The 19757-nt window shown below is 75.8% G+C and carries 17 protein-coding genes; 9 read left to right on the forward strand and 8 right to left on the reverse strand.

Annotated elements, in window-relative coordinates; genetic code table 11:
- Positions 1-2 precede the first annotated feature (2 nt).
- Positions 3-848 (reverse strand): 3-hydroxybutyrate dehydrogenase, encoded by an 846-nt coding sequence (locus tag SXIN_RS02045; RefSeq protein WP_095756486.1) that lies wholly within the window; start codon positions 846-848, stop codon positions 3-5.
- A gap of 56 nt (positions 849-904) precedes the next feature.
- Complete coding sequence (locus tag SXIN_RS02050; protein ID WP_019706529.1) at positions 905-1384, reverse strand: NUDIX hydrolase; 480 nt, start codon at positions 1382-1384, stop codon at positions 905-907.
- 176 nt (positions 1385-1560) lie between these two features.
- Between SXIN_RS02050 and SXIN_RS02055 the strand changes: the two genes are divergently transcribed.
- Positions 1561-2676 carry an O-antigen ligase family protein gene (locus tag SXIN_RS02055; protein ID WP_095756487.1) on the forward strand — a complete coding sequence of 372 codons (1116 nt, stop codon included), beginning with the start codon at positions 1561-1563 and terminating at the stop codon, positions 2674-2676.
- 2 nt (positions 2677-2678) lie between these two features.
- Here the strand turns inward: SXIN_RS02055 and SXIN_RS02060 are convergent, their stop codons facing one another.
- Positions 2679-3467, reverse strand: coding sequence for a glutamate racemase (locus SXIN_RS02060; protein ID WP_095756488.1), 789 nt, complete (start codon positions 3465-3467; stop codon positions 2679-2681).
- A gap of 133 nt (positions 3468-3600) precedes the next feature.
- On the opposite strand from SXIN_RS02060, the gene SXIN_RS02065 reads away from it, so the two are divergent.
- Positions 3601-4809: a glycosyltransferase gene (locus SXIN_RS02065; protein ID WP_238153645.1), complete on the forward strand. Its 1209-nt coding sequence runs from the start codon at positions 3601-3603 to the stop codon at positions 4807-4809.
- A gap of 43 nt (positions 4810-4852) precedes the next feature.
- Here the strand turns inward: SXIN_RS02065 and SXIN_RS02070 are convergent, their stop codons facing one another.
- Positions 4853-6157: a TerD family protein gene (locus SXIN_RS02070; RefSeq protein ID WP_095757879.1), complete on the reverse strand. Its 1305-nt coding sequence runs from the start codon at positions 6155-6157 to the stop codon at positions 4853-4855.
- Between the two features lie 308 nt (positions 6158-6465).
- Between SXIN_RS02070 and SXIN_RS02075 the strand changes: the two genes are divergently transcribed.
- The 3 genes from SXIN_RS02075 to SXIN_RS02085 all read left to right on the forward strand — a co-directional run bounded on the left by SXIN_RS02075 (position 6466) and on the right by SXIN_RS02085 (position 10457).
- On the forward strand, positions 6466-6948 hold the full coding sequence (locus tag SXIN_RS02075; protein WP_043466100.1) for a DUF6643 family protein: 483 nt from the start codon (positions 6466-6468) through the stop codon (positions 6946-6948).
- A gap of 67 nt (positions 6949-7015) precedes the next feature.
- Positions 7016-7852 carry an MOSC domain-containing protein gene (locus SXIN_RS02080; RefSeq protein WP_019708147.1) on the forward strand — a complete coding sequence of 279 codons (837 nt, stop codon included), beginning with the start codon at positions 7016-7018 and terminating at the stop codon, positions 7850-7852.
- A gap of 157 nt (positions 7853-8009) precedes the next feature.
- Positions 8010-10457 carry a right-handed parallel beta-helix repeat-containing protein gene (locus SXIN_RS02085; protein ID WP_095756490.1) on the forward strand — a complete coding sequence of 816 codons (2448 nt, stop codon included), beginning with the start codon at positions 8010-8012 and terminating at the stop codon, positions 10455-10457.
- Positions 10458-10505: 48 nt separating this feature from the next.
- On the opposite strand, the gene SXIN_RS02090 is transcribed toward SXIN_RS02085, so the two are convergent.
- Positions 10506-12893, reverse strand: coding sequence for a hypothetical protein (locus tag SXIN_RS02090; protein WP_095756491.1), 2388 nt, complete (start codon positions 12891-12893; stop codon positions 10506-10508).
- A 222-nt stretch (positions 12894-13115) separates the two neighbouring features.
- Here SXIN_RS02090 and SXIN_RS02095 point away from each other — a divergent pair, with 222 nt between their 5' ends.
- Positions 13116-13970 carry a DeoR/GlpR family DNA-binding transcription regulator gene (locus SXIN_RS02095; RefSeq protein ID WP_019708145.1) on the forward strand — a complete coding sequence of 285 codons (855 nt, stop codon included), beginning with the start codon at positions 13116-13118 and terminating at the stop codon, positions 13968-13970.
- Between the two features lie 78 nt (positions 13971-14048).
- Here SXIN_RS02095 and SXIN_RS02100 read toward each other — a convergent pair whose 3' ends face one another.
- Positions 14049-15185 (reverse strand): PLP-dependent cysteine synthase family protein, encoded by a 1137-nt coding sequence (locus SXIN_RS02100; protein WP_019708144.1) that lies wholly within the window; start codon positions 15183-15185, stop codon positions 14049-14051.
- A 170-nt stretch (positions 15186-15355) separates the two neighbouring features.
- On the opposite strand from SXIN_RS02100, the gene SXIN_RS02105 reads away from it, so the two are divergent.
- Positions 15356-15685, forward strand: a complete 330-nt coding sequence (locus tag SXIN_RS02105; protein WP_019708143.1) for a hypothetical protein — start codon at positions 15356-15358, stop codon at positions 15683-15685.
- 183 nt (positions 15686-15868) lie between these two features.
- On the forward strand, positions 15869-16438 hold the full coding sequence (locus SXIN_RS02110; RefSeq protein ID WP_095756492.1) for an ATP-binding protein: 570 nt from the start codon (positions 15869-15871) through the stop codon (positions 16436-16438).
- Between the two features lie 56 nt (positions 16439-16494).
- Here SXIN_RS02110 and SXIN_RS02115 read toward each other — a convergent pair whose 3' ends face one another.
- A complete protein-coding gene (locus tag SXIN_RS02115; protein WP_095756493.1) occupies positions 16495-17757 on the reverse strand; it encodes an ROK family protein in 1263 nt (420 codons plus the stop codon).
- Between the two features lie 17 nt (positions 17758-17774).
- Here SXIN_RS02115 and SXIN_RS02120 point away from each other — a divergent pair, with 17 nt between their 5' ends.
- Positions 17775-19049, forward strand: coding sequence for an MFS transporter (locus tag SXIN_RS02120; RefSeq protein WP_095756494.1), 1275 nt, complete (start codon positions 17775-17777; stop codon positions 19047-19049).
- A gap of 85 nt (positions 19050-19134) precedes the next feature.
- Here the strand turns inward: SXIN_RS02120 and SXIN_RS02125 are convergent, their stop codons facing one another.
- Positions 19135-19755, reverse strand: a complete 621-nt coding sequence (locus SXIN_RS02125) for a Pycsar system effector family protein (protein WP_238153646.1) — start codon at positions 19753-19755, stop codon at positions 19135-19137.
- Positions 19756-19757 lie beyond the last annotated feature (2 nt).

The following is a 19757-nucleotide window of genomic DNA, read 5'->3' on the forward strand; positions in this document are numbered from 1 at the left end:
GGTCAGTGCGCGGTCCATCCGCCGTCGAGGGGGAGGGACGCGCCGGTGATGAAGGATGCCTGCGGGCTGCACAGATAGGCCACGGCCTCGGCGACCTCCGCCGGCTCGACCAGCCGCTTGAGGGCCGAGTCGGCGAGCAGGATGTCGCTGACCACGCGCTCGGCGGGGATCCCGTGGGCGGCGGCCTGGTCGGCGATCTGCCGCTCGACGAGCGGGGTGCGGACGTAGCCGGGGCTGACACAGTTGGACGTCACGCCGTGCGCGGCGCCTTCGAGCGCGGCCACCTTGGAGAGCCCTTCGAGGCCGTGCTTGGCGGTCACGTACGCCGATTTGAAGCGGGACGCGCGCAGGCCGTGCACCGAGGAGATGTTGACCACCCGGCCCCACCCCTGCCCGTACATGTGCGGCAGTGCCCCGCGGATCAGGCGGAAGGGGGCCTCCAGCATCACCGTGAGGACGGTGGAGAACACCTCGGGCGGGAACTCCTCGATGGGGCGGACCAGTTGCAGCCCGGCGTTGTTGACCAGCACATCGGTGCCGGCGGCCGCGCGTTCCGCCGCGTCGAGATCGGTGAGGTCGAGGACCCGCGGCTCCACGGTGCCGGGCAGTCCTCCGGCCCGGGCACCGAGCTCCTCCAGGCCGGCGGCGTCCCGGTCCACGGCTCGGACCCCGGCCCCGGCCGCCGCCAGCCGCAGGGCGCACGCGCGGCCGATGCCGCCGGCCGCGCCGGTGACGAGGGCGGTGCGGCCGGTGAGGTCGATGTCGACGGAGAGCCGCGCGGGGGCGGTCGCGGGGGCGGTCGCGGGCGCGGGGACGGCGGCGAGGCCCGCCGCGGGGGGCACGGTCATGCCGGGCACCTTAGGCAGGACGGGCCGCGCGCACCGATGTGGCCCGGACCCACACTTCAGACGCCGGTCATGGGGTCGAACCACGCCGGGCCGTCGCCGAGGGCCTGCTTGATCCGGCTCACGGCGAAGTCCTCCAGGTCCGGCAGGGCGTCCACCGGGAACCAGCCGACCTCCAGCGACTCGTCGTCGTTGACCCGGGCCTCGCCGCCCGTGGCGCGGCAGCGGAAGGAGGTGTCCACGAACTGGCACAGGTCACCGTTCGGGTAGCGCACCGGTTCGAGCGTCTGCACCAGCACCAGCCGCTCCGGCACGCACCGGACCGCGGTCTCCTCGTACACCTCGCGCACCGCCGTCCGCGCGGGCTGCTCTCCCGGCTCGATGATCCCGCCGATGATGGACCAGCGCCCGGTGTCGGCACGCCGGACGAGCAGCACGCGCCGCGCGTCGTCGAACACGATGGCGCTGACGCCGGGGAGGAAGAGCAGCTGCTGTCCTGCCGTGGCCCGCAGGTCGCGGATGAAGTCGGGTGTGGGCATGGGGCGAGCCTAAGGGGCGTCCCGGCCGGGGCTTTGCCGGTGGCACATGTCCGGACGCCGTTCCCGCCGGACACCTCCACACCCGGCCACCGCAGCCGTTACGGTGTGGCGCACCTTGAGCCCGCGCGCGGCCCCGTGCCGTGAACGGTGCCCGTTCGAGCTGGGGGGTCGACGGGATGGTTCCGTCCTCGGGACGTCTCACGGAGGAGCCGCGCGGCAGTGCCGCCGACGCCGCCGGTGTGGTGGTGTTCGGCTGCTGCGCGGCCTGGGCCCTCATCACCGCGACCGGACGCGACGCGCGGCCGGAGGGGATGCTGCTCGCGCTGCTGGCGGTCGCCGCCGGATACGCGTTCGGCCGGATCGGCGGCGCGCTGCTGCCGGTCGCCGTGCCCGCGGCGGCGGCCTTCGCGGGCGCCTTCGCCGCTCTCGCGGCGCCGGAGAGCCTGCCCGGAGCGGTCGTCATGGTGCCCGCCCCCGGCCACGGCGGGGCGGAGACGGCCCAACTGGCGCTTGCCGCGGGCACGGCCTGCTGCGCGGCCTGGGCCGCGCAGCGCAGCGGAACGCGGGCGGTGCTGCGGCTCGCGGTCGCGGGGGTCGCCGTGGCCGCGCTGCTGCTGGGTTCGCCGGTGGGCTGCGCGGTGGTCGTGGTCGTCCTGCTGTGCTCCTCGGCGGTCGCGCGGACGCGGCGCCGGGTGCCCGTGCTGGCGGGCTGCGCGCTGACGGCGGCTCTGGTGACCGGCGGCACGGTGGCGATGGCCGGGGACGCGCTGCCCGACGGGCCGGCGGTCGTCCTGGAGGGGCGGCTGACGGAACACCGGGTGCTGCTCTGGCGGGACGCCCTCGGGCTGACGGCCGAGCGGCCCGTGCTCGGCATCGGACCGGACGGTTTCGGTGCGTTGAGCGAGACCGTGAGGGACACCCCCGGATCGGACGGCAAACCGCACTCGGCACCGCTGCAACTGGCCTCGGAACAGGGCCTCCCGGGAGTGGCGCTGCTGGGGGCCGCGTTCTGCTGGACGCTGGTGGCCCTGAGCCGCTCGCCGCGCTCCACCCCGGTCGTCCTGACCGCCGGCGCCTCGCTGACGGTCCTGGCCGCGCTGGCGGGTGTCGGCAACGCGCTGAGCTTCCCGCAGGTGACGGTCGCGGCCGGGCTCCTCGCGGGCGTCGCCACCTCCCGCCCGTTGACGTACGGGACGATCCCGGAGCCCGCCGCGGCGGCTCCCGACGGTGCCCTGCCGGCGGTCCACCGGGAGGGCGACGGGAGGCCCGCGGAGGGCGCTCCCGGGAGCTGAGGTCAGCCGCGGGCGGGGCTCACCGCGCCCAGGAGCCGGCCCTCGGCGTAGGCCGGCGCGGCCACCGGCAGGCCGGTCTCCCGGCCGTTCTGCAGCACCACGAGCCCGTCCCCCGGAGTGGCTTCCAGCCGGGGCCCGGCGCCGATGCGGCGCAGCGCCTGCGCGGCCACGGCACCGGCCGAGCCGTACAGGGTGACCGCCGGCCCGCCCGGCCGCCGGACGGCGGCCAGGATGCGCTCGGCGACCAGTTCGTAGTGGGTGCAGCCGAGCACGACGGCCCGGACCCCGGGCGGGGTGAGCGCCGCGGCGGCGGCCAGGGCCGCGTCGATCTCCGTCTCGTCGGCGCGCTCCACGGCGTCCGCGAGTCCGGGGCAGGGGACCTCCGTGACGGGCACGCCGTCCGCGAAGTCCCGGATCAGGCGCCGCTGGTAGGGGCTGCCGGTGGTGGCGGGGGTGGCCCAGATGGCCACCGGGCCGCCGGCCGCCGCGGCGGGCTTGATCGCCGGTACGGTGCCGACCACCGGCAGGGCGGGCTCCAGTTCGGCGCGGAGGGCGGGCAGCGCGTGCACGGAGGCGGTGTTGCAGGCGACGATCAGCGCGTCCGGCCGGTGCGCGGCCGCCGCTCTCGCGCAGGCCAGGGCGCGGGCGGTGACGTCCTCGGGGGTGCGCGGGCCCCACGGCATGCCGGCGGGGTCGGAGGAGAGCACCAGGGCCGCGTCGGGCCGCAGTGCGCGCACCGCGGCCGCGGCCGCCAGCAGGCCCAGGCCGGAGTCCAAGAGCGCGATCTTCACCGGGCAACCTTATGCGATGGGCGCCGGGCCCCCGCAAGGGAGGCCGGCGGCCGCTCCGGGCACTCGGATGACCGGCACCGAAACGCGGAGCGGGTCACCGCCGCGACTCTCCGCGTCCGGCAGACTTCCCGGAGTGACCATCCTTACCTCGATCGCCGTTCTGTCCCTGGCCGCCTGGGGGTGGCTCCTGCTGGGCCGCGGGTTCTTCTGGCGGACCGACGTCCGGCTGCCGGAGCGCAGGGAGCCCGCCCGGTGGCCGCCGGTGGCCGTGGTCGTACCGGCCCGGAACGAGGCCGCCGTGCTGCGGGACAGCCTCACCTCCCTGCTCGCCCAGGACTATCCCGGGCACGCCGAGATCGTCCTGGTGGACGACGGCAGCACCGACGGCACCGGGGACGTCGCCCGGGCGCTGGCCGCCCGTCCGCCGCTCTCCGTGCGCCGGGGCGGGCTGCCGCTGACCGTCGTGTCCCCCGGTGAGCCGGAGCCGGGCTGGACGGGGAAGATGTGGGCGGTGCGGCACGGGGTGGCCACGGCCCGGTCCCTGATGCCGGACCTGGAGTACCTGCTGCTGACCGACGCGGACATCACCCACCACCGCGACAGCCTGCGCGACCTGGTGAGCGCCGCGAGCCACTCGGGGCTCGACCTGCTCTCCCTCATGGCGCGGCTGCGGACGGTGACCCCCTGGGAGCGGCTGGCCGTCCCGGCCTTCGTCCTCTTCTTCGCGCAGCTCTACCCCTTCCGCCGGGTCAACCGGCCGGACTCCCGCACGGCCGCGGCCGCCGGCGGCTGCATGCTGCTGCGCGACGAGGCCGCCCAGAGGGCCGGCTATCCGGAGTCGGTGCACGACGCGGTCATCGACGACGTCGCCCTGGCGCGGGCCGTGCGGGACGGCGGCGGGCGGATCTGGCTGGGGCTGGGCGACCGGGTGCGCAGCGTGCGCGCGTATCCGCGGCTGCGGGACATCCGGGAGATGGTGGCCCGCTGCGCGTACACCCAGCTCCGGCACAGCCCGGCTCTGCTGATGCTGACGGTGCTCGGTCTGCTGCTGGTCTACGCGGTGCCGCCGGTCGCGCTGCTGGCGGGCCTGGCGGCCGGGGCCCCGGGGGCGGCGGTGGCGGGCGGCCTGGCGTGGGCGGTGATGGCGGGGACGTATCTGCCGATGCTGCGCTACTACGGGCTGCCGCCGAAGGTGTCGCCGCTGCTGCCGTTCACGGCGGTGCTCTATCTGGCGATGACCGTGGAGTCGGCGGTACGGCACGCACGGGGCCGGGGGGCGGCCTGGAAGGGGCGGGTGTACACGGCGCGGCCCGGCACCGCCGAGGAGGGTGCCGGGCCGTGAGGAGCGCGGTGGCGGCCGGAGCCGGGCCGGGGCCGCCGGTCCGTCACTTCCGGCCGGGTGTCCAGTTCATGCCCCAGCCGTACGCGTAGTCGACGGTGCGCTGGGGGCTGACGCCGCGCTCCGGCACCAGGTAGCGGGCCTCCCGCCGGACCGTCAGGTCGCCGCCCTCGTTGGTGAGCAGGGCCAGGGCGGCGACGGTGGAGGGCACGGTGCACTCGTCGAGGGAGAAGTCGACCGGGGCGCCGTGCTGCGGCTGGAGGGTGACCGTGGCGTGGAGATCGGCGAAGCTGCGGGCGCCCTCGTAGATGGTGACGAAGATCAGGATGCGGCGGAAGTCGTGCTTGTGGTCGAGGTTGATGGTGAGGTTCTCGCCGGTGGCGACCGCGCCGGTGCGGTCGTCGCCGTCCAGGTGGATGAACGGCGGCCGGTGCAGTGAGCCGTAGGCGTTGCCGAGGGCCTGGACGACGCCCTTGCTGCCGTCCCGCAGTTCGAAGAGCGCGCACAGGTCGAGGTCGAGGTCGGCGTGCATGGCCATCGCCCGGCCCAGCTTGCTGCCCCAGCCCTTGAACTGCTTGCGCGTCTCCCAGTTGAGGTTGACGCGCAGGGCGCCCGAGGTGCCGCCCTGCTTGCTGAGCGAGACGGTGGGCGACGCCTTGGTCAGCGTCACCTTGGAGAGGCTGACGGGCGCGGCCGGAGGAGCCGGGGGCGCGGGAGCCGGCGCGGGCGCCGGGGTGTGCACCGGCGCGCTCGGCGGGGCGGCAGGGGCGGGCGCGGGCGGCGCCGGGGGCGGCACGGGCGGCGCGGCGGGAGCCGCGGCGGCGGGCCCGGGCTCGTCGACGGTGATCCCGTAGTCGGTGGCCAGCCCCTCCAGCCCGGAGTCGTACCCCTGCCCGACGGCGCGGAACTTCCAGGCGCCCTGGCGGCGGTAGAGCTCTCCGAGCACGAAGGCGGTCTCGACGGTGGCGTCCTCGCTGTCGAAGCGGGCGATCTCCGCGCCGCTCACCGCGTCCAGGACCCGGATGTGGAGCCCCGGCACCTGCCCGAAGGCGCCGCCGTCCGCGGAGGCGGCGAGGACGATGGTCTCGACGGCCTGCTCGGTCCGGGCGAGATCGACCTCCAGGGTGTCGGTCACCAGGTCGCCGGAGGGGCGCTTGCCGGTGTGCCGGACGGCGCCGGAGGCGTGCGCCGGCTGGTTGTAGAAGACGAAGTCCGCGTCGGAGCGGACCTTCCCGGACCCCTGGAGCAGCAGGGCGGAGGCGTCCGCGTCCGGTACGCCGGGGCCCGTGCGCCAGCCCAGTTCCACCCGCACCGCCGGTGCCGGAACCGGGACATTGGTGCCCTTGCGCATCGCCATGCCGCTCCCCCTCGATCTCTCGGGTCTCTTCGTTCTCTTCCGCCGGGCCGCGTCCGCGGCACGACTTCGTCCGGGAACAACCTATGACCGGCCGCCGTGATGCGGTACCGCGACTCCCCCCGGGGGCTTCCCGTCATCCCTCCGTCACCGGCGCGGAACCAGGTCTTCACCCCGCGCGGGGCGGCCCGGTGGAGGTTTCGTCCGGTTCCGTCCCCTTGCTGCTCCACAGCCGCTCCGAACTCGCGAAACAACCCCCTTACTGCTCTCCCCAATAGGCACATCATGGGCTTAACTTATGCAGCATGACCTCCCCCCGCTCCACCTATGGCGGCGGTTACTACTCCGCGTCCGCCTTCCCCGACACCCCGATCTACGACAGCCTCGTCGCAGAGCGGGGTACCCCGCAGATCGCGCCGATCCGTGTGCCGGCGGCATACGACACCGGCGGCAATCTGCCCGCGCTGCCGTCGGCGCTCCCCGCGCTGCCGGCCGCCCCCTCCCAGCCCTCGCAGGGATACGGCTACGGCTACCCGGGACCGCAGCAGCAGGCGCCGCTCCAGCAGGCGCCCGCGCCGTACATCCCGCAGCAGGCCGGCGCCCCCCGCGGCTATCCCGGACCACAGCAGTACCAGGGCGGTCAGGGCGGCGGCACGGGCTACGACGCGATGCGCCCGGCGACTCCCCGGCCGGCCGCCCCGCGCCCGGCGGCCCCGCGCCCGGCGCCCGGCCCGTACGAGGATCCGTACGGCCAGCAGCGCCCGTACTACCAGGGCCGCGGCTACTGACGGCACCGGCCGGGGCGCCCGGTTGACCGTCCGGACACGGCACGGACCGGGTGGCACACTGCTCCCCATGGCGACCCCCTCCCTCCGCGCGCTGCACGTCCATCCCGTCAAATCCCTCGCGGGCCACGCCCCTGACGAGGCGGTGGTCGAGCCGTGGGGGCTCGCCGGGGACCGCCGATGGCTGCTGACCGGCGCGGACGGCACCGTGCTCACGCAGCGGAGCGTTCCGGGGCTGGCACGTCTCCGGGCGGTGCCCCTGGGGGACGGCGGTATCGAGGTCACCGCGCCGGGCCGGGAGCCGCTCCGCGTCACGGTGCCGGACTCCGGCCCGACCGTGCCCGTGAAGATCTTCCGGGACAAGGTCGAGGCGGTGCCCGCCGGCCCGGCGGCCGACGCCTGGTTCGGTGCCCGCCCGGGCGCCGGGACCCGGCTGCTGTACCTGGACGACCCGGCGCACCGCCGCCCGGTCGACCCTGCATACGGACGGCCCGGGGAGACGGTGAGCTTCGCCGACGGCTTTCCGCTGCTGCTCACCACCACCGCGTCCCTGCGGGCCCTGAACGCCTGGATCGCGGAGGGCGACCACGCGCACGAGGGACCGCTGCCGATGAACCGTTTCCGGCCGAACGCCGTCATCGGCGGCACCGAGCCGTGGGAGGAGGACGACTGGGCCGCCGTGCGGATCGGCGAGGTCGTGTTCCGGGTCGTCAAGACCTGCGCCCGTTGCGTGATCACGACCACCGACCAGCGGACCGCCGAGCGCGGCAGGGAGCCCTTGCGCACCCTCGCGCGGAAACGGAACGCCGGCGGCCGGCTGCTGTTCGGCCAGAATCTGATCCCGGAGGGGACCGGTACGCTCCGGCTGGGCGATCCGGTGCGGGTCGTCGCCCGGCGCTCCGGGTGACCGCGGAGGGCGCCGCGCGGCCGCCGGCCGGGTCCGGTTCCGCGCGCACTCCCGACCGGTCAACTCCCGTCCCCCGCGCACGCTACGGTGGGTCGCCGGAACACACAGCCGGATCCGGCGAACAGACGCACGCACGAGGTGGGGGCACGGCAGCAGCATGGCACCACAGGGCACGGTCCAGGTGACGTACACCGGCACGTCGCGGTGGCGGCGCCGGACGGGCGAGTACGCCTCCCTCGCCGCGGCCCTGGAGGCCGCCGGGGACGGCGACGTGCTCTCCATAGCCCCCGGCACCTACCGGGAGAACCTCGTCGTCGAGCACGCGGTCACGCTCCGCGGCTCCGGCGGCGGCCGCGGCTCGGTACGGATCGCCCCGATCGACGGAGTGGCGCTGACCGTGCGCGCCTCCGCCGCCGTGCACGACCTGCACCTGGAGGGGCAGGACTCGTCCGCCCCCGCGCTGCTCGTGGAGGACGGCACCGCCGAGATCACCGGCATCCGGGTCGCCACCCGCTCCGCCGCCGGCATCGAGGTCCGCGGCGGCGCCCGGCCCACCGTGCGGCGCTGCACCGTCGACAACCCCGGCGGCACCGGCTTCAGCGTCCTCGGCGGCGCGGGCGGCATCTTCGAGGACTGCGAGGTGCTCGCGGCCGGGCAGTCCGGCGTCTCCGTGCACGACGGGGCGCACCCGCGGCTGGAACGCTGCCGCGTCCACCACGCCTCCGGCTCCGGCATCTCCCTCACCGGCGAGGGCAGTTCCCTGGAGGCGTTCGGCTGCGAGGTGTACGAGATCAAGGGCGCGGGCCTGCGCGTCGCCTCCCGGGCCACCGGCCACCTCACCGGCTGCACGGTCCACCGCACCTCCGGCGACGGGATCACCCTCGACACCGACGCCTCCCTCACCCTCTCCGACTGCGACATCCACGACATCCCGGAGAACGCGGTCGACCTGCGCTCGCGCTCCGTCCTCACCCTCACCCGCACCAAGGTGCGCCGCTTCGGCCGCAACGGGCTGTCCGTCTGGGACCCCGGCACCCGGGTCGACGCCCACCAGTGCGAGATCCACGACAGCACCGGCGACTACCCGGCGGTGTGGGTCAGCGACGGCGCCGCCGTGGTCCTGGAGTCCTGCCGGCTGCACGACGTGCCCGACGCCCTCTTCGTCCTCGACCGCGGCTCCCGCGCCGACGTGGTGGACAGCGACCTCTCGCAGGTGCGCAACACGGCCGTCTCGGTGAGCGACGGGGCCACCGTGCAGCTCGACGACTGCCGCATCCGGGAGGCCGCCACCGGCGCCTGGTTCCGCGACCACGGCACCGGCGGGGTCCTCTCCGGCTGCACCGTCGACTCCACCGCCACCGGCGTCATCGTCACCAAGGGCGCCGACCCCACCGTCGAGCGCACCACGGTCAACTCCCCCACGGAGGCGGGCTTCTACGTCTCCGCCGAGGGCCGCGGCACCTTCACCTCCTGCCGGGTCACCGGCAGCGGCGGCTACGGCTTCCACATCATCGACGGCTGCCGGACGGCACTCACCCGCTGCCGCACCGAGCGGTGCGCCCGCGGCGGCTACGAGTTCGCCGAGGCGGGCCCGGTCAGCGAGGACTGCACCAGCGACGAGAGCGCGGTCGCGCCCGCCGCCCCGACGACGGCGGCGACCGGCACGGCACCGGTGTCCGGCTCGGCGGACGTGTCCGCGGGGCTGCTGGGCCCGGTGCCCGAGCGGCGCACGGCCACCGTCCCGGCGGTCCCGGCCGCCGAGCCGGCGGCACCGGCGGCGGCCGCCCCGGACGCCCGGCCGGCGGACGAGGTGCTCGGCGAACTCGACACCCTGGTCGGCCTGGAGAGCGTCAAGCGGGAGGTGCGCGCCCTCACGGACATGATCGAGGTCGGCCGGCGGCGGCAGGAGGCGGGGCTCAAGGCCGCCTCCGTCCGGCGCCATCTGGTCTTCACCGGCTCCCCCGGCACCGGCAAGACGACCGTCGCCCGCCTCTACGGCGAGATCCTGCACTCCCTCGGGGTGCTGGAGCGCGGTCACCTCGTCGAGGTGTCCCGGGTGGACCTGGTCGGCGAGCACATCGGCTCCACGGCCATCCGCACCCAGGAGGCCTTCGAACGGGCGCGCGGCGGCGTGCTGTTCATCGACGAGGCGTACGCGCTGTCCCCGGAGGACTCGGGGCGCGACTTCGGCCGGGAGGCCATCGACACCCTGGTGAAGCTGATGGAGGACCACCGGGACTCCGTCGTGGTCATCGTCGCCGGGTACACCGCCGAGATGGAGCGCTTCCTCACCGTCAACCCGGGCGTCGCCTCCCGCTTCTCGCGGACGATCACCTTCGGCGACTACGCGCCCGAGGAGCTGCTGCGGATCGTGGAGCAGCAGGCGGAGGAGCACGAGTACCGGATCGGCGAGGGCGCGGCCGAGGCCCTGCTCAAGTACTTCACCGTGCTGCCCAAGGGCCCGGCGTTCGGCAACGGGCGCACGGCACGGCAGACGTTCGAGGCGATGGTGGAGCGGCACGCGGGCCGGGTCGCCCAGTTGTCCGAGCCGACCACCGACGAGCTGACGCTGCTGTACCCGGAGGATCTGCCGGATCCCGGCTGAGCGGCGCCGGGGCGCCGCCGCCGGGCTCCGCTCAGCCGCCGGTGCGGCTCAGCCGCCCGGTGCCCCTCCGGCGGCGCGGGGCCTCGGCAGGTCCGGGAGCCGGTCCAGCAGCGCCGCCCGTTCCTCGGCGAAGACGGGGTCGGCCTGGTATTCGAAGTGGCCCAGGATCGGCGCGGGGAGCGGGTGTTCGGGCGTGCGGCCGTAGGCGAGCGGGTCCTTGAGCGGGCCGCGGTCCACGTCGGGCCCCGGGGGGTCGTCGGCGCAGGCGGGGCCGGGGAGGTTGACGGGTCCGCCGATGGGGTCCGTCTCCCGCCACAGATTCCGCCAGCAGTCGATCTCGTGGTGCAGGGCGTGCAGCGGCCCGGGCCCGAAGTAGGCGGGGAACCAGCGCCCGTAGAGCCGCTCCAGCGGTGAACCGTAGGTGAGGAGCGCGACCCGGCGGCGGGTGTGCGGGCTGAGCTGCCAGACCGCGGCGGCCGCCAGGACGCTGCCCTGGGAGTGGCCGGAGAGGACGATCCGGCCGCCGGTGGAACGGGTCCAGGTCTCCATCCGCCAGGTCAGGTCGGGGACGGCGCGCTCGGCGTAGCAGGGGGGCGCGAAGGGGTGCGCGGCGCGCGGCCAGAAGGTGCCGACGTCCCAGAGGATGCCGATGGTGCGGCGGACCGCGGCGTCGCGGTAGGCGCGGCGGCCGCCGGCGAGGAAGAGGAGGAAGCCCAGGCCCATCAGCCAGGAGCCGAGCGCCTGCGAGGTCTCGGCGATCGCCTCGACCACGCCGGGCGCGCCGTCGGCGGCACGGCCGGGCACCTCGCCGGTGCTCCACGCCCCGGCGACCGCCACCCCGCCCAGCAGCAGGGTGACCACGGCGGTGGCGCCGAGGAACCAGGGGGCGCAGTCGGTGAGCCGCGCGGTGGCGGTGACGCCGGCGATCCTGCGGGTGCGCGCCGTGTCCTCCGGCTCCCCGGGGTGGCTCGCGCGGACCGCCTCGATCTGCTCGCGCCGCACCCGCCAGGTCTGGCCCGCGAAGTAGGCGGCGATCACGACGAGGACGGCCAGCAGCGGGGGGATCACCGCCGCGTGCCAGGACAGCACGGTCGGCGGCCCGCTGATGTAGCCGTCGTTCATGCCGGGGGTGCCGGGCCCGTCGAGCCAGTCGGCGACCCGCTGGGCGACGCCCCCGGACATCACACCGCCCAGCGCGCAGGCGAACACGGCGACGGCGGCGCCGCGGACGCCGCGCAGCGCCGATCGGCTGTCCGGGTCGGTGCGGTGGAGCCGGTGGCCGGCCCAGGCCGCGGCGAGCACCAGCGCCCCCTGGCCGAGGGCGATGACGCCGAAGGTCTCGTCCCCCGGCAGCAGGCCGCCGGACCGCCAGCCGGGCCGCGACCAGGCCGCGTGCACCGCGGCCAGCACCAGCAGCCCCAGCGCGGTGCCGGGCAGGAAGCGCACGACGGCGCGGTCCAGCCGGTCGTCCGGTACGGACTCGGTGCGCCCCCGGGAGCTCACCACCCAGACGACGAAGAGACCGGCGAGCACCAGCGACACCTCCAGGCACCAGCCGAAGAAGTCGAGCCAGTGCCCGCCGCCGGGCTTGCGGTCGTACCGGGTGGCGGCCGCGGAGAGCGCGGCGGCCACGGTCAGGAAGCCCGCGGCGGTGTGCGCGGCGCGCAGCCGGGCCACCAGACGGCGGCCGTACCAGAAGCCGGGCAGCCGCAGGGCGGGCTGGTGGGCGGCGCCCGGGTCGCCCTCCCGCAGGGGCTCGTGCACCGGCGGGGGCGCCGACTCGTAGGCGCTCCAGGTGTGGTGGGAGAGCCACCAGAGCAGCCCGGTCAGCGCGGCGGGGATGAGCGCGGCCAGCGCCAGGCGGCGGCCGGGCTGGCTCCACCAGCCGCCCTGTTCGGGCGAGAGGAAGCCCAGCCAGGTGCGGCTCCGCGCGCACTCCGTGGAGCCGGCGCACTGCCAGGCCACCAGGTCGAGGGCGACCTCGCAGGCCGCGGCCGTCAGCAGCACGGTCAGGCTGAGGGCGACCAGGCGGATCAGCAGTCCGTACAGCCGGATCAGCGTCCTGCTGCCCGTGGCGGACGGGCGCATCCAGTGCGCCAGGTTGACGACCATGAAGGGCAGTAACAGCAGCCACAGCGCGCGGGCGCCGTTGCCCGAGGTGAGGCCGCCCCAGCAGTACGCCTCCGGGACCGGCTCGCCGCCGTGGCGGCCGGGCTGCCGCTCCGCCCCGGCGTCGTCGGCCCGGCGGTGAATGCCCGCGGTGTTGTCGCCCGTGACGCGCACGGTGCGCGGGTCGTCCAGCACCTCCTGCGGTGTGGCGCCGCCGACGCCGTGCACGAGGAGTTCCAGGGCGAGTCCCCCCGTCCCGCCCTCCGCGTCCGCCGGTGCGCCGTCCCGGTCCTCCGGTCCGGCCGTGTCCGGGTGTGTGACCGCCATGGTGATCTCCCGATCCGTCCGCTGCGCGCACCAGGATCCCGCCCGGCGGCGGGAGTTCGCGGGCGGCGCGGCGGAGGTGAGGCCGGATCGTGACCGGACGCACACGCTCCGGCCACAGGCCGCGGGCGGTGCTCGGCACGGCGCCGGGCCGCCTGCCGTGGGAGGATGGCCGGCGCGACGGGGCGGCCGGCATCCGCCCGCTGACGAGGGACGGGGGCTGAAGTGAGCGAGAGCCAGAACCTGCTGGCGGAGCAGCGGCGGGCACTGATCGTCGACGAGGTCAGGCGGCGGGGCGGTGTCCGGGTCAACGAGCTGACCCGGCGGCTCAACGTGTCGGACATGACGGTCCGCCGCGATCTGGACGCGCTCGCCCGGCAGGGCATGGTGGAGAAGGTGCACGGCGGGGCGGTGCCGGTCGCGGAGGCCAGTTCGCACGAACCGGGTTTCGAGGCGAAGTCCACGCTGGAGCCCACCGCCAAGGAGGAGATCGCCCGCGCCGCGGCGGGGCTGGTGGCCCCCGGCAGCGCCGTCGCGCTGTCCGGCGGGACGACGACGTTCGCGGTGGCCCGCCGGCTGCTGGACATCCCGGACCTGACGGTGGTGACGAACTCCGTGCGGGTGGCCGACGTCTTCCACACCGCCCAGGGCACGGCCGCGTCCGCGCGCCCGGGCGCGCCCCGGCAGGCGCCGGCCACGGTCGTGCTGACGGGCGGCGTGCGCACCCCCTCGGACTCGCTGGTCGGTCCGGTGGCCGACCAGGCCATCCGGTCCCTCCACTTCGACCTGCTCCTCCTGGGGGTGCACGGCATCTCGGCGGAGGCCGGGCTGTCCACGCCCAACCTCGCCGAGGCGGAGACCAACCGCCGGCTGGTGCGTTCGGCGCGGCGGGTGGTGGTGGTCGCGGACCACACCAAGTGGGGCACGGTGGGGCTCAGTTCGTTCGCCTCGCTGGAGGAGGTGGACGTCCTGGTGACGGACCCGGGCCTGTCGCCGGCCGCCCGGGCGGAGATCGCCGAACGGCTGCCGGAGCTGATCGTCGCGGGCGAGGACGACACGGGGCGCGTCACGGACGGCTGACCGCCGTCCCGGCCGGGGGACGGGGCCGGTGCCCGGACCGGGCCGTACGGACGCCCCCGCCCCGCGGCGGGTGTTCCGTCAGCGGCCCCGCCACTCGCCGGTGGCGAGCAGTGTGGTGATCGCGTCGCTGTACGGGGCGATGTCCAGGCCCTGTTCCTCCAGCCAGGCGTCGGAGTAGTACTTGTCGAGATAGCGGTCGCCCGCGTCGCAGATGAGGGTCACGACACTGCCCCGCTCGCCGGCGGCGGCCATCTCGGCCACGATCTTCAGGGCGCTCCACAGCCCGGTGCCGGTGGAGCCGCCGGCCTTGCGGCCGATGGCTGCTTCCAGGGCCCGGACGGCGGCGACGCTGGCGGCGTCCGGCACCTTCATCATCCGGTCGATCGCGCCGGGGACGAAACTGGGTTCCATCCGGGGGCGGCCGATGCCCTCGATGCGCGAGGCGGCCTCGCAGCGGGCGTCCGTGTCGCCGGTCGTCCAGCCCTGGAAGAAGCAGGAGTTCTCCGGGTCGGGGACGCACACGCGGGTGTCGTACTGCATGTAGTGGATGTACCGGGCGATGGTCGCGGAGGTGCCGCCGGTACCGGCGGTGGCGACGATCCAGGCGGGCTCGGGATAGCGCTCCATGCGGAGCTGTTCGTAGATCGATTCGGCGATGTTGTTGTTGCCGCGCCAGTCGGTGGCCCGCTCCGCGTAGGTGAACTGGTCCATGTAGTGGCCCCCGGACTCGGCGGCGAGCGTGGCCGAGACCTCGTACACCGTCCGCGGGTCGTCCACCAGATGGCACCGGCCGCCCTGGAACTCGATCAGCCGCATCTTCTCCCGGCTGGTGGTGCGCGGCATCACCGCGATGAAGGGCACGCCGATCAGCTGGGCGAAGTACGCCTCGGAGACGGCGGTGGAGCCGCTGGACGCCTCGATCACGGGTTTGCCCGGCCGGATCCACCCGTTGCACAGTCCGTACAGGAAGAGCGAACGGGCCAGCCGGTGTTTGAGACTGCCGGTCGGATGGGTGGACTCGTCCTTGAGGTACAGGTCGATGCCCCAGGCGGCGGGCAGCGGGAAGCGCAGCAGATGGGTGTCGGCCGAGCGGTTGGCGTCGGCCTGGACCTTCCGCACGGCATCGTTGAGCCAGGCCCGGTACCCGGGGTCGCTGCGGTCCGTGTCGAGGGTGACGGCCGGACAGCCGGCCCGTTCCTGCTCCGTGGTGCCCACCAGCGCCGCTCCTCGCGTTCACGTCCCGGGCCCGGACGCGCCGGCGCCGGGTCGGCTCGATCATAGGCCGGGACTGGTGTCCGGGGCCGGTCGCGGGCACACTGACCGGCAGGGCGCAATCGAGCGGGGCGGACGGAGCAGTCCGGTCGGGACCTGAGGGGGCGGTACGGATGGCGGAGCCGCAGTTCAAGGCCACACGGGTGGGGATCGGGCACCGGCTGCGCTCCCTGACCCGGGCCGGGCAGGTGCAGATCCGGGACGGCAAGCTGACGCTGATGAACAGCCAGGGCACGGAGATCGACAGCGCACCGGTGCACCTGGTGCGGGCCGACAAGCCCTGGTTCGCGAGCGGCGACGAGGCGCTGGCCACGGTCAACGGCAACCGCTACCGGCTCAAACTGGGCGCGCGCGACCCGGAGCCCGGCGAGGACGGACCGCCCTCGGCGAGCAGCTTCTTCGACGCGGTGCGGACGGCCGGAGGCGACGCCGCCCGCGAGTGAGGTGCGGCGGCGCGAGTTGCGGCCGAGCGGGCCCGGGTCCAGGCTGGTGTGACGTAACCGAGGGTTTACCGGCGGTGACGCTTCTGTGCGGGCCCCGCCGGGCACAGACAGCAGTCACACCCAGGCTTGGGTGCGTTCCGTTGGATGCGTTTCGGTCCCCGAACCTCTCAGGGAGTCGCAGCCGTGATCAGCAAGCCACGCGGGCACTGCACGGTGGAGCTCCTGGCCCTGCCGTCGCGTATCGGCCAGGTACGCAGAATCGTCTCGGCGCATCTCCGGTACTGGCGTCTCGACCCCTTGATCGACGCGGCGGCGCTCGGAGTCACCGAGCTGCTCAGCAATGTCCACCGCCATGCCCAGCCGGACAAGAACTGCACGGTCGAGATCCTTCTGCTGCCGGAGCGCCTGACCGTCTCGGTGCACGACAGTGATCCCCGGGTGCCCCGCGTCCACGCCGCCGGCGCCTCCGCCACCTACGGCCGGGGGCTCTCCATGATCGCTTCCGTCAGTGAGAGCTGGGGGGTGCGGGAACGGGACGGGGGGCGCGGCAAGGCCGTGTGGTTCTCCCTGCACGCACCGGTCACCGCCGGCCCCGGCGCGCCCCCGCCCGCCGCCGGACCGGCCCGCGCCGCGCGGCGGTCCGCCGGGGCGGGGCCGGCCGCCGCTCCGCTGTCCGGCGCCGGTGCACCGCTCCGGCACACCCCGGTGGCGCCGCGCGAACCCGCCGCGGCCGGCGCCCGCGCCCCGGGCTGACCGGCCGCCGGGCCCCGGGCCCGGCCGGTCCGCGCGCCGGGCCCCCGTCCCGTTCCTCAGCCGGCGAGGGTGCCCAGCGGATCGTCCAGGACCGGCTGCCAGGCCAGCTCGGCCGCGCCGACCAGGCTGTTGTGGTCCAGCGCGCACTCCAGCACCGGCACACTGCCGCTCCGGCCCCAGAGGCTGCGTTCGGCGACCACCGCCCGCAGCCGCTCCGGGTCGGCCTTGAGCAGATCCTGGTAGAGGCCGCCGAGCACGATCCGGTCCGGGTTGAGGATGTTGACGAGCCCGGCCAGTCCGAGTCCGAGCCGGGCGACGAGCAGATGGGCGGCGCTCCGTACGGCCGGGTCGCCGTACTCCGTGCGGAGCAGGTCGCGGGAGCGCTGGAGCAGGGAGACCTCCGGGCCGGGGTCGCGCCCGGCGGCCGTCACGAAGGCCAGCGGGTCCGCCTCGACGTCGAGGCAGCCGCGGTTGCCGCAGTGGCACGGGCGGCCGTCCGGGTTGACGGTCAGATGCCCGACCTCCAGGGCGAGGCCCGAACTCCCGGTGTGCAGGCGCCCGTCGAGGACGAGCGCACCGCCGACACCGCGGTGGCCGGTGGCCACGACGAGCAGGTCGCGGGCGCCGCGGCCGGCGCCGTGCCGGTGCTCGGCGAGCGCCGCGAGGTTGACGTCGTTGCCGGCGAAGACGGCCGGGCCGCCGGGAGAGCCGGGGCTGCCCGGAGTGCCGGGGCTGCCGGGAGTGCCGGGGAGGATGCCCGCGTCGCGTACCGCCTCGCGGAAGAGCTCCCGGACCGGCGCGCCCACGGGCCAGGCGAGATGGAGCGGGTTGAGGGCGGTGCCCTCCGGCTCGGCCACCGCCGAGGGGACGGCCAGCCCGGCGCCCACGCAGCGGCGGCCGCTCTCCGCGAGCAGCCCGGCCCCCGCCTCGACGACGGCCGCGAGGACGTGCCCGGGGTCGGCCGGTACGTCCTGGCAGCCGGGCGCGGTGGCGACGATGCGGCCGCCGAGCCCGACCAGCGCGGCGCGGAAGCCGTCGGCGTGCACCTGCGCCGCCAGCACCACCGGTCCCCCGGCGTCGACGGCCAGCCGGTGCGAGGGCCTGCCCTGTGCTCCGGCGGCGCCGCCCGGCCGGGAGTCCACCGTGATCAGCCCCAGCGCCTCCAGCTCGGCGGCGACGGCTCCGGCGGTCGCCCGCGTCACCCCGAGCTCCGCCGTGAGGACGGCACGGGTGGGCGCCCGTCCGGTGTGTACGAGCTCCAGCGCCGGTCCGAGGGCGTTGCGGCCTCTCTCCAGCCGTGTTGTCCGAGATGGGGTCACCCCCCTATTCTCACTTTGTGCCGACCCTGAACAAAATACGGACGCTCTGTTCGGGCGGAAAGGGCGGCGACACCGCCGGTCCCGTACCGAACCGGCTGCGTACCGCGCTCACCCTCTTCTTCGCCCTGGACGGCTTCGTCTTCGCCGGCTGGGTCGTCCGCATTCCCTCGGTCAAGGAGCAGACCGGCGCCACCGCGGGCGACCTCGGCCTGGCCCTGCTCGGCGTCTCCGCGGGCGCGGTGGCCACCATGACGGTCACCGGCCGCCTCTGCGACCGCTTCGGCACCGCGCGGGTGACGGTCGCCAGTGCCGCCCTGCTCTCGCTGAGCGTCGCGCTGCCGGCCCTCACCCACTCCGTGCTCGCCCTGGGGCTGGTGCTGCTGCTGTTCGGCACCGGGTACGGGGCCGTCAACGTGGCCATGAACAGCGCGGCCGTGGACCTGGTGGCCGCGCTGCGCCGCCCCGTGATGCCGTCGTTCCACGCCGCGTTCAGCCTCGGCGGCATGGTCGGGGCGGGCCTGGGCGGCCTGGTCGCCGGGCAGCTCTCCGCCGCCCGGCATCTGGCCGCGCTGAGCCTCGTCGCCCTGCTCGTCACCGTGGCCGCGGGGCGCGTCCTCCTGGCGCACCCGATTCCCGTTCCGGAGCGCGCCCTCGCCCGTACGCCTCGCGCGGACTCCGGCGCCCGCACGGCCGTACGCGCTCCCCGGCACACCACCCGCACCCGCCGGGCGGTGCTCCTCTTCGGCTTCATCGCCTTCTGCACCGCGTACGGCGAGGGCGCGCTGGCGGACTGGGGCGCGCTCCACCTCCAGCAGGACCTGGCGGCCCACCCGGGTGTCGCCGCCGCGGGCTACGCCCTCTTCGCCCTGGCCATGACGGTGGGCCGGCTGACCGGCACCGCGCAGCTGCTGCGGCTCGGCCGGACCCGCGCCCTCGTGGCCGGCGGCGCGACGGCCGCCGCCGGGATGCTGCTCGGCGCGCTGGCGCCCACCGTCTGGCTCGCCCTGCTCGGTTTCGCGGTGACGGGGCTGGGGCTGGCGAACGTCTTCCCCGTCGCCGTCGAACGGGCCGGGGCGCTCGCGGGCCCGAGGGGCGTGGCCACCGCCTCCACGCTCGGCTACGGCGGCATGCTGCTCGGCCCGCCCGCCATCGGCTTCCTGGCCGACTGGTACTCCCTGCCCGCCGCGCTCACCACCGTCGCGGTGCTGGCGGGGCTGTCCGCGCTGGCCGCCCCGCTCCTCGGACGGACGGTGAGCCCGGAGGCCGGGCCCGCGAACGGCCCGGGAGGCTGACGCCCCGGACGACGGCTCCCCCACCGGACGGTGGACCCCGGGCGTGCCCGGAACGGGCCGCCCGGGACGCGCCGCCGGGACGGGCTCACTGCAGCAGCCGGACCGCCAGCAGCAGCACCCCGCCGGCCGCCAGGCACAGCACGCCCCGCCGGAGCCACCGGTACTTCACCGCCAGGATCAGCCCCAGGGTGCACGACTGCTCCACCATCCAGCGCTGCGGCTCCCGGCCCGCCCGCGCCACCCGGGGCAGCAGCGCCTCCGCCGACGCACCGCCCGGGAACCGTGTCAGGTCCGCGAAGAAGGTTCCGTCGGCGGTGGCCGCCGCGGCCACCGGGCGGCCGGGCGGGCGCCTGCGCGGCACCACCACGGCCGCCAGCATGACCACCCCCGCGGTCCACAGCAGCACCCCGGCCGCGGCGGCGGCCGCCGGCAGGGCCGGCAGCCCGTCCCCGTACCAGGTCAGCACCATGACGAGGACCGCCATCGCCCCGGAGAGCAGGATCGACGCCTTGGTGTCGGCCCGGCCCATCTCCTCCCGCACCGTGTTGAGCAGGCGCTCGGCGACGAGGTGCGCGCCGGGCCCGGCCGGCCGGCGCTCGCCGCGGGCGTCCGGGGGTCCGGCGCCCGGGAGCCCGGCCGGCGGGCCGGCGGGCGCCGGGGTGCCGGCCGGGCTCCCGCCCGCACCCGCCGGTGGCGTCGTCGTCATCC

The sequence above is a fragment of the Streptomyces xinghaiensis S187 genome (assembly GCF_000220705.2).
GTDB lineage: Bacteria > Actinomycetota > Actinomycetes > Streptomycetales > Streptomycetaceae > Streptomyces > Streptomyces xinghaiensis.